Origin of the sequence: Algoriphagus jejuensis (assembly GCF_039523455.1) — a bacterium.
Classification (GTDB): domain Bacteria; phylum Bacteroidota; class Bacteroidia; order Cytophagales; family Cyclobacteriaceae; genus Algoriphagus; species Algoriphagus jejuensis.
The window spans coordinates 1-15,770 of the sequence record NZ_BAAAFI010000041.1; the positions used below are offsets into that span (position 1 = coordinate 1).

Below are 15,770 nucleotides of genomic sequence, written 5' to 3' on the forward strand. Positions count from 1 at the left end.
CATGTCGTAAATAAGTTGTGGTAACTCCTTTTACGACTTTCATGGCTGCGGGTGAATTTCCCCTATTCATGAATGTTTTTTAGCGTTATCCTGCTTCTCCAGAAGCTGGATCCCGACTATTCTCATTTATTCTGATTTCCTCACCCGCCAAACCTCGATTGCGGCACTCTATATCTCCAATCGTCCCTGTCCACAAAATGTCCGGACGAAAAACCTACGGGCTATCCGACGAGTTGATGATTTTGCCTAATTTCACCTTTTGACAAAGCGTATCCCAATCCTGCAAACCCAGCCTGTTTCCTGTGCCATTCGGATTTTAGGCTGCGTCTTGCAAAACAAAACTCCCCACTCTACTATGGCAAAATCCGGCATAGACCCGCTGACCCAACCCGATCAAAACACTACTGATCGCCGTACTTTTCTAAGAAAAAGCGTCCTAGGCACCCTGTCGGCCGTACTGGGTGCGGAGATCATCCACGCAGCCACCATGCCCGAGGGGTATGTTCCTATCGCTCTGCCACAGGACTTTGACCCGATGAAGGGCAAAAACCCCGAGATGATCATCCGTAGCGATCAACCATGGAATGTCGAAGCCAGACCACACCAACTCGACGATGCGATTACACCATTTGAAAACATCTTCATCCGAAACAACGGGCTGATTCCCGAAGACATCGATGCTGCCAACTGGAAGCTCACCATCAGCGGAGAATCTGTCAACAAGGAAAAATCCTACAGCCTAGCCGAGCTCAAGAAAAACTTCAAACCTTACTCCTACCAGTTGGTACTCGAATGCGGCGGCAATGGTCGGGCGGGATTTTATCCACCCACTGCCGGCAACCAGTGGGAAGAGGGCGCAGTCTACTGCTCAGAATGGACAGGCATACGCCTGAAAGACCTGCTCCAAGATGTGGGCATCAAATCCGACGCAGTGTACGTCGGCTACTATGGCACAGACAAACATCTGAATGGAGATGCCTCTAAGCCCGTCATCTCCCGGGGCGTGCCAATCGCCAAAGCCATGCAGGACGAGACGCTTCTCGCTTGGTCGCTCAACGGCAAAGATATCCCCTTGGCCCACGGCTACCCACTACGCTTGGTTTGCGGAGGTTGGCCTGCTTCTACTTCAGGAAAATGGGTAAACAAACTAGTAGTTCGAAACAAAGAGCACGACGGCGCGAAGATGACCGGCGACTCCTATCGCATGCCAAAGAATCCCGTTGCGCCTGGGGAAGAAGCTCCGGTGGAAGACATGACAATCATCGAATCCATGCCTGTCAAATCTCTGATCACATTCCCGAAAACCGGAGCGATGTTTGGCAAATCAAAGAAACTGAACGTGCGAGGCCACGCTTGGGCAGGTGAGTTCGAAGTCGCAGTGGTACAGGTTTCGACGGATTTCGGAGCCACTTGGACGAAATGTCAATTGAAAAATGCCCCCAATCGCCTGGCTTGGCAGCAATGGTCAACGGAGCTCAGTTTCACCGAGGTCGGTTACTATGAAATCTGGGCAAAAGCCACTGACAGTCGAGGCGTTTCCCAGCCTATGGTAATCCCCGGTTGGAATCCAAAAGGCTATCTCAACAATGCCTGTCACCGAATCGCAGTCAAAGTAAGCTAAGGGTGATGAAGAAAAATCAAGAATCCCAACAGCTCATCAAGGTACTGAACACGGCGGTAGTTGGCCTGCTGGCTATCGTAATCCTCTTGGTCGGTGGGCTGGTATTTGTGGCATTTTACGACGGCCCATCGCCGAAAGAAAACGCCTCGGAAACAAGTAATTCGCTAAATACCGCTCTCGCTGCCGATGAAGTGGTGGACGGCAAAGACGTCGCAACCGGATTCGTCATCGACGAAGGTTTTGAGATCGTCAAGGCCACCTGTACGGGCTGTCACTCCAGCGCAATCGTGCTGCAAAACAAGTTTACCCGCGAAGGGTGGAAAGCCAAGATTGTCTGGATGCAGGAGACTCAAGGACTTTGGGACCTGGGAGGTAATGAAGCTATCATTCTAGACTACCTCGCCAAACACCACGCTCCTGCGCCTCCCACTGGCAGAAGAGTTCCGCTCAAGGATATCGAGTGGTATGAATTAAAGAACTAGCAGTAAGCTCAAAAACCTTCACTCCAGATGGCCCGCAGGAAAATGAATGTCCGCTGACCGAGGTTACCAACAAACGGCGAGAGGAAGATGAAAAAGCGGGCATATCTGGCCCGCTCTGCTCTCAAATTTTTGATTTCAAAATCTCCCGTCAGTCTACTTTCAGAAGCCTAACCGGCCCCATCAGTCCCGACTCAACCAGTGGTGAGTTGGCCTGATAAAACGGCATCGTCGTAAACGTCGTCTTGACCGCACCGGGCTGCGCATCACCAATCAGACGATTGACCCAGGTGTTGACGACCTTGATTTCGACTTTGTTCTCTCCCCGTTTTAAGGCTTGGGTCACATCCAGTTTGAATAGGGTTTTCCAAACAATTCCCATATTTTGGCCGTTCAACCAGACTTCAGCCAAGTTTTTCACCGAACCTAAATCCAAGTAGTATGAGCTGCCTGGGTTCACTGCGTCGAGCTCGAAGGAATTGGTATAAGATGCCGTTCCGGAAAAATATTTGATCGCTGAATCAGCGCTTTGATGCCAAGACACCAAATCTGTAAACTCGGATTTTTTATCTCCAAAATTCACCTGCCAAGTACCGCCGATTTCTCTTTCCAACGTTTCTTTCTTACTCGCAAGACTGAAGGAATTTTGAGCAGTACTTTCTTGAAAAATCACAAAAAAGGCATCCCAAGACTCGAAATTCAAGGCAAGGTGTGTCCTTCCATCTTTGATCTCGTAAGAGACTTCCTTGACTTCACCGTTGATCGGATTCCAGAGCGTGGGCTTCTTTCCTGTCACTCGGAAGCTCACATTTGCGGAGGTTGGATCGACACTTCGGTTATTAAGCCAGTAGATTTCGCCGTTCGCGGTCTTTCTATGTCGGAAGAGAATTTTGTGGTCGGTTTCGGAAATGACTACATCGGGATGGGTGGGAACAACCAAGGAAGTATTGACATTCTTTTTACTCCAAATCTCTGTCGCCAAAGCCTCAAAATCCGCCGCATCATCCGAAATACTCGGAGACTTCTTGGGTTTTTGCCCGACAATCGGAACGCCTGCATCCGCCAAGACCTTTAACTTCTCAAGCACCGCATAAGACATCAAAATAGCGCTTTCGTCCAGCATCAACACTTCATAGGTCGCACCGCTTGGCGCTTTGAGCTTTCCGTTTTCAGGCTGGATCGCTTCCAACAGTGCCGTGGCATTCACATAATCAAACTCATATCCGGCGGGAATGTCCGGAAGTTTGTTTCTCGACACCCAAGTGATGTTGTTGTTTTCTCCATAGAAATAGAGAATATCAGCGACATTTTTGCCTTGCTGAAGCAAATAGGAACTCCGTCCCAGATAGTCTATCCAGGCCTTGGCCATCCCAGACCAAGTCTCCTGTCGGGAGAAATATTGCCCAAATGGCCCGAGAGAAAATCCTGGCTTTTTGTCATCGAGGGGCTGATGAACAGAGGTATGGATTACAAAGCGATTCAGGCCGGATGCCAGCTCAAGGTCGGCGGTTCGCTTGAGGCGTTCCGGATACTCCTGAAATGGTCTCCCCACGGAAGTCATCGATTCTGCGGCGACAAAGGGTTTCCCATAGATATTGGCCACGGAGGCTGATTCCCTAATGTCAGCCTCGCTCCTTACCTCTTCATTTGCTCCGCCTGCTAGACTTCCCGGCGTCCACATGGCTGACATGGGAATATCAGCATGCCGCTTTACGTCCATTCCGTCAGCCAGATAGATTCGCTTGTTTTCATGCGATTCGGTGTAGCGCTTCATCCCCCGTTTCTTCAGCTCCTCACCAATCACATCATAATGATTGTCAGCGATCATTTCTCCTATCGTCTTTCGAAAATCCCAAAGAAATTTCTCGCTTTCCTCCCTACTCGTCACCAATCTACCCGTCAAAATCGGCAGATACGAGACCAGACTATATCCCCTTCTTTTTTCAAATTCATCAGAAAAATCCGCCGTCCAATTCATATGTCCGGCTTCGTAGCTATCTAAAATCATGTACTCCAAACCACCGGGTCCCAATTTTCCACCCGTTGCACTTTCGTATAAATCAAGGTAGTGATTGATATAGCGACGGACGGCTTCCTCATCCAACTTGTCCACCTCCAAACCCGTGGCTTCCGGTGATGCGGGATGGTTTTGACGCCCCGTCAGAGAATACCCGAATCGCATGATCCTCCATTTTCCGGAAGGCACATCCCAAGTGATACTTCCGTCAGTCTGCAACTTAGAAGTCAAGTCGATGACCTGAGACTTCTCAATCAGGTCTTCGTCACTTTTCTTGACATTGAGATTCGCCAATAAAAAATCTTCCGTCCAAGGGGAAAAGCCAGCCTTGTCCTCCACTTGATCGATCCGCGAAGTAGTGTAGAGGACAAATTCAGCGACGTTTACCCCGTCAGACTTGGGTTCACCTATCGGCGCGCCTGCCATTGCTGCGAAAAGATTGACCTCCGGAGGCAAGGTTTCGTAGCAAATCCTCCAGTATTTGGCTTCTGTGGGTGCAAAGGAAACGGTGTTGAAAGGAACCGTACTTCCCGAGACTTTGGCAATAGTCCGAAAGGTCACTCCGTCATCACTGACTTTTAAGCTTCGGTTTTCCGGCCCACCATTGAACTCGGCCAATGCGCCATTCATTGCACCCGAAACACTCATAGCCGTGAACGTCTGTGGCTGATCAAATGTGTATTGGATCCACATGTCCTCTCCGACTTCCATTGGCGGCAGGAAACTCGCATTCGCCAAACTCCCATCCGTCAACAGCTCCAAATTGAACTCACCCCCACTACTGGAGATTTCCGGTAAAAGCGCGGAAAGATTCTTTTCACCCGCATCGACTGGAAAAGCGACCACCAAGGCATCTCGGTAAAAGGTCGGCACCTCGCCGATAAACCCACCGGTGATCCCACCTCCCTCCAGATGCGCGTCTTGATATTTTCCAGTTTGCCCAGACGGCTGTGGAAGCTTCCCTGAATAGGTTTTACCTCCGTCTACCTCGAGTTCTGACCAGACGTATTTCTTCATCGCATTCTCTGGCCGTACCCAAGGCCCACCGGTTACAGACCATCCCGGAGAACCTGCTATCGCCATTTCAAGGCCTTTGTCCGCCGCTAAATCTGTTGCAAATCCAAAAGCCTCCTTCCAGGTCGGCGTCATGAAAACCAACTTTTCACTGACCACCACCGGAGTAAATAGATTGGCGTCAAAGTTTTGAAAACCGCCTATTCCGCTTTTCTCCATCCAGTCCAGATCCTTTTGGATGCCTTCCTTGGTGATGTTGCCATTCATCCAATGCCACCAGACACGGGGTTTGGCGGCGTTCGGTGGAGACTGGAAGTTTTCTAGTAGAATTTTGGGCAAATGCAGGTGATCCAAAAAGGATCACAGCTAGGAATAGTAGGGGCTTATTCATCGGTTTATTTTGGGTCGTCAGGTCATAGTTTAGGAATAGATATTTGGATGCCTATCCTGCGCCATACTGCAAAGTTGGATTTGAAAAAAAATAGAAGTTTGAAGCGGGCCTACTTTCTCAATTTCAACACGTCTTGACAGAAAAGAAACTGCAAAGCCGCGTTGAAGTCCGCGCATGGGCTGGTTTTCCTTTTTTGAAAACCTCAAGAAATCCCTAGCTTTAACACATTAAAATCTCTCTGTAAAATATTGAGCATATTTTTCTTACCCAGAATCGCCCGGTTCTGTGGTGCTCAGTTGCATTTCCCCAACAACGATTCTAAATCTTAATACAGAGAAACTCATGAAACCATTTCAAAAAATAGCCATCCTGGGTGGCACAGGTAAATCAGGCAAATATCTTGTCCAGCATTTGCTCAACGAGGGATATCAACTCAAGCTTTTGCTTAGAAATCCCGAAAATTTCACACTCCAAAGTCCGCTTATAGAACTAGTCGCTGGCGATGCAAGAAATTATGAATCGATCAAATCACTAGTAAATGGCTGCCAGGCGGTCATCAGCACACTGGGACAACCAAAGGGCGAACCGTCGATTTTTAGCGACGCTACCCGCAATGTAATTCGAGCCATGGCTGATTTTAGAATCGACCGATACATCATCACTACGGGGTTGAACGTTGATGCGCCGAATGACCAAAAAGGTGAACGGACTAAGGCAGGAACCGACTGGATGAAAATCCACTACCCGATGACCACTGCTGATAAGCAAGTGGAGTATGAACTACTTTCCACCAGTACAATCAATTGGACACTCGTCAGACTTCCGATGATCGAGCAAACCGACGAGCGCCGACCTACCTTGGTCAGCTTGGTCGATTGTCCCAGAGGTTCTATAAGTGCTACGGATCTGGCCTACTTCCTCGCGGAAAGCTTATCTGATCCGAATTATTTCAAAAAAGCGCCATTTATTGCAAATCAGTAATTGGGGAGAAAGAAAAAACTACTGAGCCATTTTCCACGAAAAAGCCCCGACGATTAATCGGGGCTTCATGCTTTATCAGCTTTCGTAGTGTTCCTTGTAGTAATCCTGGTACGCTCCCGAGGTCACATGCTCGAGCCACGCTTCATTTGCAAGGTACCAATCGATCGTGATCTCGATTCCCTCGTCAAACTGTAGACTCGGCTCCCAGCCCAGCTCTTTTTGAATCTTAGTTGCATCAATCGCATAGCGTAGATCATGCCCTGCGCGATCGGTCACATAGGTGATCAATTTTTCTGACGTGCCTGGCTCGCGTCCAAGCTTCTCGTCCATCTTTTTGCAAAGCAGCTGGACTATGTCAATGTTTTTCCACTCATTAAAGCCTCCAATATTGTAAGTCTCGCCGGGTTTTCCTTGATGAAAGACCGTGTCGATCGCCCGTGCGTGATCTTTCACAAACAACCAATCGCGGACATTTTCGCCTTTCCCATAGACAGGAAGCGGCTTCATGTTTTTGATATTGTGAATGCAAAGCGGAATGAGCTTCTCAGGAAAATGATTCGGGCCGTAATTGTTGGAGCAATTGGAAACCACCGTCTTCATTTTGTAGGTATTGGCATAGGCCCTCACAAAGTGATCCGAAGCAGCTTTGGACGCTGAATACGGAGACTGCGGATCGTAGGCAGTTGTTTCCAAAAAGAATCCGCCATCATGCAAAGACCCATAGACCTCATCAGTGGAGACATGGTAGAAAAGATGCTGATCCAATTCTCCGGCCCAAGCCGTTTTGGCTGAGTTAAGCAAATTTACCGTGCCAAACACATTGGTTTTCACAAAAGCCAAAGGGTCACTGATCGAGCGATCCACGTGAGATTCGGCAGCGAGGTGAATCACATCGGTAATCTTGTGCTTCGCAAAGATCTCGTCGAGTGCTTCTGCATCTTGGATATCTGCTTTTTCAAACACGTAATTGGAAGCACCCTCTACCGACTTCAGATTTTCCAGATTCCCCGCATAAGTCAACGCATCCAGATTAACGATCTTGTATTCAGGATACTTACTTACAAAAAGCTGGACAACGTGGCTTCCAATAAAGCCCGCTCCGCCGGTAATCAAAATCGCTTTACTCATATGCTACTTTTTATAATAATCTAAATACCAATCCGTAAACGCCTTAACACCCACTTCTATCGCGGTGTTTGGCTTGTATCCTGTGTCGCGCACCAAGTCCTCTACATCTGCGTGAGAGGCCGGCACATCGCCGGGTTGAAGGGGAAGTAAAACCATTTCTGCTTTTTTACCCAATCCTTTTTCTACTGCCTTGATATAGTCCATCAGCAAGACCGGAGCCGAGTTCCCAATGTTGTAGATTTTGTAAGGTGCTTTCCCGCTTCCTGGATCAGGATTTTTTGAATCAAAATCAGGATTCGCAGCTGCAGGTCGATCCGCCACTTTGACTATCCCTTCTACGATGTCATCGATGAAAGTAAAATCCCGCTTCATATTGCCGTAGTTGAATACCTGGATTTTCTCCCCTTTCAGGATAGCTTCAGTAAACAGAAACAAAGCCATATCCGGCCGGCCCCACGGGCCATAAACCGTAAAAAACCGCAAGCCCGTCGTCGGAATTCCAAACAAATGGCTGTAGGTATGAGCCATTAGTTCGTTGGATTTTTTGGACGCAGCGTACAGGGAGACCGGATGATCTACCGAGTCTGAAGTCGAGAAGGGCATTTTTTCATTTGCTCCGTACACCGAGCTCGAAGAGGCATACACCAAATGTTTCACCGGATGAAAACGGCAGCATTCTAATATGTTAAGAAAAGCCGTAATATTGCTTTCGATATAAACTTCTGGATGTGAGAGTGAATACCTCACGCCCGCTTGAGCCGCTAGGTGAATAACGACATCAAACTTTTCCTGTTCAAAAAGTGAGAGCAAAGCCGCTTTGTCTGCCAGGTCCTGCTGTATAAAACGGTAAAGTGGCTGGGTCGTCGATTGAGCGATTTCTCCTTTTCTGATGGAAGATTTTTGGATACCTCGATGCTCCAACCGGGCATATTTGAGGTTGATATCATAGTAATCGTTGATAATATCCAACCCTACTACCTCCTCGCCTCGATCTACTAATTTTTGAGCAACATGAAATCCGATAAATCCGGCTACACCGGTCACAAGGTACCTCATAGAGAAAAATATGTTTATTGTCCAGCTTCAAATATATACTATTCCGCGGTCTTCGAAGCGCCTAAGACGCGCTGATAGTTGTTAAACACCTCCTTTTGGATGACATTTCTGTCATAGTTTTCAACTACCTCTTGGTATAAATTTGCGGCATAAAGCGCCATTCGATCTCGCTTCACAAACGCAAATTCGAGCGCTTCTTTCAGCACCATCGCATCTTTGACAGGGAAAATCAAGCCGGTCTTTTGCTGCGAGATAATATCCGAATTGCCGATAATAGCTGAACAGATCACTGGAACTTGCATCGCCCCCGCTTCGAGCAGGACATTTGGAAATCCCTCACGGTGTGAAGGGTGAACCAATAGGTCAGCCAAGGCAAGATAATGCGCAACATGGTCAGTCCAGTCAATCTGTACAATTCGAGGATTATCCTGTATCGTTTGTATGGTCTCGGGAGACAATGGATTCAGGTCTTGCTCAAATGCCCCCAAAAGCACCAACTTCGCGCGATTGGCGATCTTAGAATTGAGAAATGCCGAAACCAACTCTTCAATCCCCTTGTCTTTGACCAATCTGCCGACCGAAAGAATGATGAATTCATCTTCACCCGGCAAAATTCTCATTGTCGCGGCGACGAGGTGATTCTCCTTCAGGGCTTCTCTGTTGAATTTCGTTAAATCTATACCGTTGGATGAGCCTTTGCCGATGATCCGAAGTTTGTCTTCGGGGCAAAGTTGGTTTTGAATCACAAACTTTTTCAATCCTGCAGAATTGGGCCAAACCTCGGTTGCATTAGAATACGTCCATTTTTCAGCGGCTTCGAGGAGTCCTTTCTTTTTCCCCTCAGCGGCCATCGCGGGAATTCCCGCCAAGGTATGAATGCGGATTTTCACGCCGGCGAGATTGGCAGCGATCATCCCCAAGAGTCCGGCTTTCGGCGTGTGGGTGTGGACAATGTCAGGTTTCTCGCTTTTGAAAAGCTTGAACAGAAGCCATATACATTTGAGATCAGCGATAGGAGTGATTTTGCGGGTGAACGGAACAATCTCGTGCCGAACTCCTTCACTCTTAATCACCTGATCCACTTCTCGCCCGTCGGCGCTAACCATAATAACTTCCCAGCCCTGCTCCTTCGCGTACTTCATTTGCCCAGCGAGCAACAATTTGAGAGAAATCGGTACGGTGGTGATTCGAATTAACTTGGGCATCAAAAGGGATTATAAAAGCACAAAGGTAAAAGATTAACGCTTTTATGACCTTCTAAATATGGATTTCGATCTCAAAAAAAGTTGTTAGATCATTTCTATCGTTCGGGTTTCCACTTTTACTTTTTGGTCACTGCCTGTTTGACGGGTTTCTCTTGAGTAAGTCGGCCAGCCCCAATAGTGGATTATCGACGAATTTTCAATTACATTCCACAGCTCTCCTACCTGATCCAAGCCCTCTTGAATCTCCTCTTCAGTGGCATGTGGCAACATTCTCCTTAGCACTAGTTTGGTTTGTTCCTTGAGCTGAGTGGGATTTACTTCAACAATTGAATAAATCGAATAATCGTCATCGTCGGGATAAATCTTCATTAGCTCCACTGTGACCAAAGCATCAAGATTATCCCCTCCAACCACACTTGGGAATTCCATATTTGCGTAAATGGGTTCATTCAATCGGTATTCACCGCCATGAAAATTCAAGAACTGATGAACATCCTTTATACTGCTTGTCTCAATTGAATTTTTCGACAAATAAATGCTCATCACGTTTTCCAGAAACTGGTTGACATCGGGGTTATTGCCAAAAAACTCCTTCATGCTTTCCCGCGCCACCATATAATAGTCCCTGATCTCTTCCCAATTTGTTACTTCCTGAAAAGCTCCCAATTCATCTGTGCGAAACTCCACTACAGATCCTCCGGTAAGCTCATTTAGCTTTTCCATGAGCGCTTCCAGCAGGGGATTCTCATCAACCAACTCATAGTCCATATCCCGGTAAGTCCATCGGACGTCATAGGAAGTCTCAGTGGAATCGATCACCAGCATGTCCACGGTGTAGCTCGTCAGAATCCTATCAATCGTGTCCGCCTCCACTACATCGTAATTTTCGAGAACTACGGTATAGGAGTACGTCTCATTCAAATCCCAAAAAGCTATGGTCTTGACAGAGGAATCGTTTTCAAATATCTGACACTGAGCAGGCAAGCTGACACTGAGAAAAGCGGCTATAAAAACCAATAGGTCACTCATAAAACTAATTTTTTCAAAAATAAAAAGCCATCAGAATTCGGCAAGTTTTGAACGGCAAAAAATATCCGAAACGAACTCTAGTCGCTCTCCTCCAAACTAAACACTTCTTCTAATCCTACTCCGAAGACCCTTGCTATCTTCAACGCCAACACTGTTGACGGCACGTATTTTCCAGCTTCTATAGAATTGATCGTCTGCCGGGAAACCTGAACTTTCTCGGCTAAATCCTGCTGGGTCAGATCTTTTTTTGCCCGCTCTACCTTGATCGTATTTTTCATTTAAGTCCGGTCATGAGGATGAAACACATTTCCACTTCTTTCATTGACTTCATTGTGAATAAAATTCAGCTATCCTCCTTGCCTACCATAAATTTTTGATATTGAAATGCCCCGTAGATATACCCATTAAGCAAAAAAAGCACAAGATACGCCGTAAAGATCTCCGTGGTAACCCGATCGTAGATCAAGTAGTTGACCAGCATTAACGCCCCAAGTCCCCAGATCATCCAGAAAAACCCAGTCTGAAAGGCCTGCTGTCTGAAACTTCGGATCATCTCATCCTCTACCTTCTCGCGGGTCAGATTCAAAATCCCAAACCCTATCGCCCAAAATCCATAAAATATTTCTCCAGCAGAATTGGGATCCATTGAAGGACTGGCGAGGGCCAACCCAATAATTAAAATCACCGGTAAGAAGAAAAACACATAAGCCAGCTTCTTCCATCCTGGAGAAAGCAATGGCACATTCAAGATTGAGTTCTTTTTCATAAGTCGTGTTTATTTTCCCAAATGTAAAACAAACTTTACCAATTGTAAAAATATTTTGTCCAATAATTCCAATTCAAAATTTCCATAACGATACAAAATCCCGTAGAGGCACTTTCATTCTCGCATAAAGGCCTTCCTTTTGTTTACATTTAGTCCATCAAACCTGTTAATAATTCGATTCCCCATGATTTCAAACTTGAAAATTGCCATCATCGGCTGTGGCAACCTTGGTTCTTCTATCGCAAACGGATTAGTGATGAGAGCTGATTTTGACCCAAAAAATCTCACCCTTACCAAACGAAACACGTCCAGCCTTAAAGAGTTTGAGGATAAAGGCGTTCAAGTATGCTCCGATAACATAGATGCAGCGAGAAATGCCGACTTGGTTCTTCTAGGCGTGAAACCCTATAATGTCGGCAACATTCTGAGGGAGATCTATCCGGTATTGGATCCGAAGAGGCAGACTATCATTTCTCTGGCGACAGGGGTCACCCTGAAGGAAATGTACGAAGTGCTAGCTCCTACTACTGTTACGTTTCGAGCTATGCCAAACATCGCTGCCGATATCCAGGAATCCGTCACCTGTATCTGCCACGAGCAAGCCGCTCCCGTGCAGGTCGAACAAGTCAAGGAGTTGTTTGATTCGATTGGATTCACCATCTCGATTGATGAAACCCTGATGGAAGCGGCCACTGTCCTTGGAGCCTGCGGTATTGCCTATGTCTTGAGATTCATGCGAGCCATGATTCAGGGAGGAATACAGATCGGTTTCGATTCGGTCACGGCCAGCAAAATCGTAAATCAGACGGTAAAAGGGGCTGCAGAATTGATGATTCAAAAAAACATCCACCCCGAAGCCGCCATCGATAAAGTAACAACTCCAAAAGGCTGTACAATTGTGGGCTTAAATGAAATGGAGCACCAAGGATTTAGCTCCGCGATGGTTCGGGGAGTGATCGCCAGCTACGATAAAATAGCGAAATAGTCAACCTTGAATCCTAAAAAAAACCATCGACAATATCGGTGGTTTTTTTTTTAAAGAATTTTTGAATTGGAATATTCAAATTTCAATTGACCAAATGAGCATTTAACCATTTTATTCGATTTTCAGACTTAAAAAAATCCCTAATTTTATCAGTATATTAATACTACTTCAAAAAAGAATAATTTTAGGTTTGTTTTTCTTTTAAATGTTTTCATTAGATTTGTCTCGGGTGATAAACAACTTTTGCTATTCCTTTTTAAGAGACTCGATTTTTAAAGGAAGGACTGTTTGGTACTTTTTCCTCCTTCCTTTTTGTTCTTCATTTCACTTTCTGCTCACAAAAAAGCCCTCGGTTAGAATGATAACCGAGGGCTTTTTTGCATTGAGTTCTTTTTCTCAGTCGAAGAGCTCAGCGAGTTTATCCTCCAAACTAGGCCCTCTCAGGTCTTTTGCGATGATCTTTCCATCTGGACCAATCATATAAGTAGCCGGTATTGCATCGATTTGATACAGTTCCGCGGCAGCTGAATTGAAATATTTCAAATCAGAAACCTGAGTCCAAGTCAAGCCATCGTCCGCGATCGCTTGCACCCAGTCTTCCTTGGTGCGATCCAGCGACACTCCGAATACCTCAAATCCTTTGTCCTTATATTCATTGTAAAGCCTGACCACATTTGGATTTTCCTGACGACAGGGCTTGCACCAGGCGGCCCAGAAGTCGATCAGTACGTATTTCCCTCTCAGATCTGAAAGTTTAACCATGCTGCCATCCGGGTTGGGAAGCTCGATCTCCGGTGCAGGCTGACCCACAGAGAGTGCCCGCATCTCATCCAATTGCTGCTTAACCTGCAAGATGGCTGTCGTGCCTGGATAGTTTTCATTGAGTTTAGCCACCAACTCATCGATAAACTGAAAGTCCGTCTTCGGATTCAAAAGTCCGATCGCCGACATGGTTGCAAACGAATCACCCATGCTATTGATCATCTCTTTAACACGTTCTGCTTGCTCGGATTCCAATGTCATTGCGTCCGCTTGGATCTTTTTAATCTGCTCTGAGTCGTTTTTGCTCATAGCCTCATAATAGGCTTCGTTGAGGCTATTGACATCCGCCTGGTAGGTCTCCATCAATTTCTCCAGCTTGAGCATTTCCTGGGTATCCGCAGATCCTTCGACTGTCAAGCTTTCCGGACTGGAAAAGTTGTAGTTGATATTGACATCTTCATCCAATAGCGCCAGACGAACCACCTTCTGTCCGTAGATATTCAGCTCGTAAAAGGTCGGGGTGGCAACAGCCAATTCGTAGGAGAATTCCCCGTTTTTGTCTAAGTCCAGCGTGTCCAATACTTTTGGTCTGCTATCGGTGAATTGAGACAATACAACCACACCGTCCGGTGCATTTTCTATTTTACCCGAAACCGTGACTTTGCCTTCGGTGTCCTTCCCGCTTTCCCCACAAGAGAAAAGTGCCATTGAGACAATCATCCAAACTCCTATCATGGTATATTTCATGTGTTTACAATTTCATTTTTTTAACCATCCCCCTTCCCGATACCTACCGGGATTATCGGGGGAACCGCGCAGGACTGACAATCATTCCTTCGCGGTGCTCGATCCCGTCAATTTAATTTCTAAGCAATTCGGCCAAAATTCGTGTAGCAACTTTCGGATCCGCCTTGCCTTTTGATTTTTTCATCACCTCTCCCATAAACATACCCATCAGGCCTTTTTTACCGGATCGGTATTCTTTTACTTTCGCGGCATTTTCTGCCAGCACGCTCTCAACGATCGGCTTCAGAGAATCTTCATCGCTTTCCTGAATCAAATTCAGGCGATGAGCGATCTCGGAGGCACTCTCCCCCGAAGCCTTGAGCATTTCTGGATAAATATTTTGAGATGCAACCGTAAAAGAAACATGTCCGGAATCAACGACCGCAATCAATTCGGCTAATGCGTCTTGCTTGATTGGGAAATCGTTGATGTGGAGGTTTGACTCGTTCAGAAAAGACTTCATCGGCCCCATCATCCAATTGGAAGCGGCCTTGTAATTCTGGGTTTTGGAGCAAAGGACGTCAAACCAAAACGCCACCTCTTTGGATTCGCTCAATAGTGCGGCATCGTAGGTAGGCAATCCATAGACTTCGACGAACTTGCGGTAGAGTTCCCTCGGCAATGCGGGCATAGACGCTTTCACTGATTGTAGCCATTCTTCCGAAATCACCACCGGACTCAGATCCGGCTCAGGGAAATACCGGTAATCGTTCAGATCCTCCTTGGTGCGCATGCTGGCAGTAAGGCCGGTAGTCGCATCAAAAGTCCTGGTCTCCGAGACCACTTCTTCACCCGCTTCCAACAACCCGATGATCCGCTCATGCTCGTGCTCGATGGCGCGGGATACATTTCGAAAGGAGTTCATGTTCTTTACCTCGACTTTTTTGCCGTATTCGACGGCTCCTTTCAGCATCACCGACACGTTGGCATCACAGCGAAGTGATCCTTCCTCCATATTGCCGTCGCAGATATCGAGATACTTGACAAGCTTTTTGATTTCCGCCAGGAAAACATTGGCCTCCTCCGGCGTACGCAAATCCGGCTCAGTCACGATCTCAATCAAAGGAGTCCCTGCCCGATTGTAGTCCACCAAGGTATCCGTCTCACCGGCGAGGTGGATCGACTTGCCAGCGTCCTCTTCCAAATGCACGCGATTGAGCTGGACTTCTTTCACAGACCCGTCTGCCAATTCAATCGGCACCACTCCTCCCACGCAGATCGGTCCCTTGTCTTGTGTGATCTGATAGCCCTTTGGAAGGTCTGGGTAGAAGTAATTCTTTCTGGAAAAAATATTAGTTCGAGTGATTTCAGAATTACAAGCCAAGCCCATACGGATGGCAAACTCGACAGCTTTCTTGTTAACCTTTGGCAAGGTGCCGGGATGCCCCAAAGTAATCACAGAGATCAGTGTATTGGGTGATTGTCCGTATCGATTCGCGTCCGAGGCAAACATCTTACTCTCAGTCAACAACTGCGCGTGAACCTCCAAGCCGATCACCAGCTGATATTTATTTCTGAGCTCTTCGCTTAGCATCTCTTCCTAATTTCAG

Annotated in this window: 13 protein-coding genes; 4 read left to right on the top strand and 9 right to left on the bottom strand. The window is 46.8% G+C overall.

Annotated elements, in window-relative coordinates:
• Window positions 1-355 precede the first annotated feature (355 nt).
• On the top strand, window positions 356-1,621 hold the full coding sequence (locus tag ABD031_RS16135) for a sulfite oxidase (RefSeq protein WP_343853447.1): 1,266 nt from the start codon (window positions 356-358) through the stop codon (window positions 1,619-1,621).
• 5 nt (window positions 1,622-1,626) lie between these two features.
• Window positions 1,627-2,103 carry a cytochrome C gene (locus tag ABD031_RS16140; protein WP_343853315.1) on the top strand — a complete coding sequence of 159 codons (477 nt, stop codon included), beginning with the start codon at window positions 1,627-1,629 and terminating at the stop codon, window positions 2,101-2,103.
• A 148-nt stretch (window positions 2,104-2,251) separates the two neighbouring features.
• On the opposite strand, the gene ABD031_RS16145 is transcribed toward ABD031_RS16140, so the two are convergent.
• Window positions 2,252-5,470, bottom strand: coding sequence for a glycosyl hydrolase (locus ABD031_RS16145; protein WP_343853317.1), 3,219 nt, complete (start codon window positions 5,468-5,470; stop codon window positions 2,252-2,254).
• 394 nt (window positions 5,471-5,864) lie between these two features.
• Between ABD031_RS16145 and ABD031_RS16150 the strand changes: the two genes are divergently transcribed.
• Window positions 5,865-6,503 (top strand): NAD(P)-dependent oxidoreductase, encoded by a 639-nt coding sequence (locus tag ABD031_RS16150; protein WP_343853319.1) that lies wholly within the window; start codon window positions 5,865-5,867, stop codon window positions 6,501-6,503.
• Between the two features lie 75 nt (window positions 6,504-6,578).
• On the opposite strand, the gene rfbB is transcribed toward ABD031_RS16150, so the two are convergent.
• The 6 genes from rfbB to ABD031_RS16180 all read right to left on the bottom strand — a co-directional run bounded on the left by rfbB (window position 6,579) and on the right by ABD031_RS16180 (window position 11,687).
• Window positions 6,579-7,631, bottom strand: a complete 1,053-nt coding sequence (gene rfbB, locus ABD031_RS16155; RefSeq protein WP_343853321.1) for a dTDP-glucose 4,6-dehydratase — start codon at window positions 7,629-7,631, stop codon at window positions 6,579-6,581.
• Between the two features lie 3 nt (window positions 7,632-7,634).
• A complete protein-coding gene (locus tag ABD031_RS16160; protein ID WP_343853323.1) occupies window positions 7,635-8,687 on the bottom strand; it encodes an NAD-dependent epimerase in 1,053 nt (350 codons plus the stop codon).
• Between the two features lie 38 nt (window positions 8,688-8,725).
• On the bottom strand, window positions 8,726-9,892 hold the full coding sequence (locus ABD031_RS16165) for a glycosyltransferase family 4 protein (RefSeq protein ID WP_343853325.1): 1,167 nt from the start codon (window positions 9,890-9,892) through the stop codon (window positions 8,726-8,728).
• A gap of 84 nt (window positions 9,893-9,976) precedes the next feature.
• A complete protein-coding gene (locus ABD031_RS16170; RefSeq protein ID WP_343853327.1) occupies window positions 9,977-10,921 on the bottom strand; it encodes a hypothetical protein in 945 nt (314 codons plus the stop codon).
• Between the two features lie 77 nt (window positions 10,922-10,998).
• Window positions 10,999-11,199, bottom strand: coding sequence for a helix-turn-helix transcriptional regulator (locus ABD031_RS16175; RefSeq protein WP_343853329.1), 201 nt, complete (start codon window positions 11,197-11,199; stop codon window positions 10,999-11,001).
• A 65-nt stretch (window positions 11,200-11,264) separates the two neighbouring features.
• Complete coding sequence (locus ABD031_RS16180) at window positions 11,265-11,687, bottom strand: hypothetical protein (RefSeq protein ID WP_343853331.1); 423 nt, start codon at window positions 11,685-11,687, stop codon at window positions 11,265-11,267.
• A 184-nt stretch (window positions 11,688-11,871) separates the two neighbouring features.
• Here ABD031_RS16180 and proC point away from each other — a divergent pair, with 184 nt between their 5' ends.
• Window positions 11,872-12,672, top strand: a complete 801-nt coding sequence (proC, locus tag ABD031_RS16185) for a pyrroline-5-carboxylate reductase (RefSeq protein WP_343853333.1) — start codon at window positions 11,872-11,874, stop codon at window positions 12,670-12,672.
• 396 nt (window positions 12,673-13,068) lie between these two features.
• Here the strand turns inward: proC and ABD031_RS16190 are convergent, their stop codons facing one another.
• Both ABD031_RS16190 and gatB read right to left on the bottom strand, forming a co-directional pair.
• Complete coding sequence (locus ABD031_RS16190) at window positions 13,069-14,181, bottom strand: redoxin domain-containing protein (protein WP_343853335.1); 1,113 nt, start codon at window positions 14,179-14,181, stop codon at window positions 13,069-13,071.
• A 112-nt stretch (window positions 14,182-14,293) separates the two neighbouring features.
• Window positions 14,294-15,754, bottom strand: a complete 1,461-nt coding sequence (gene gatB / locus ABD031_RS16195) for an Asp-tRNA(Asn)/Glu-tRNA(Gln) amidotransferase subunit GatB (RefSeq protein WP_343853337.1) — start codon at window positions 15,752-15,754, stop codon at window positions 14,294-14,296.
• Window positions 15,755-15,770: the final 16 nt, after the last annotated feature.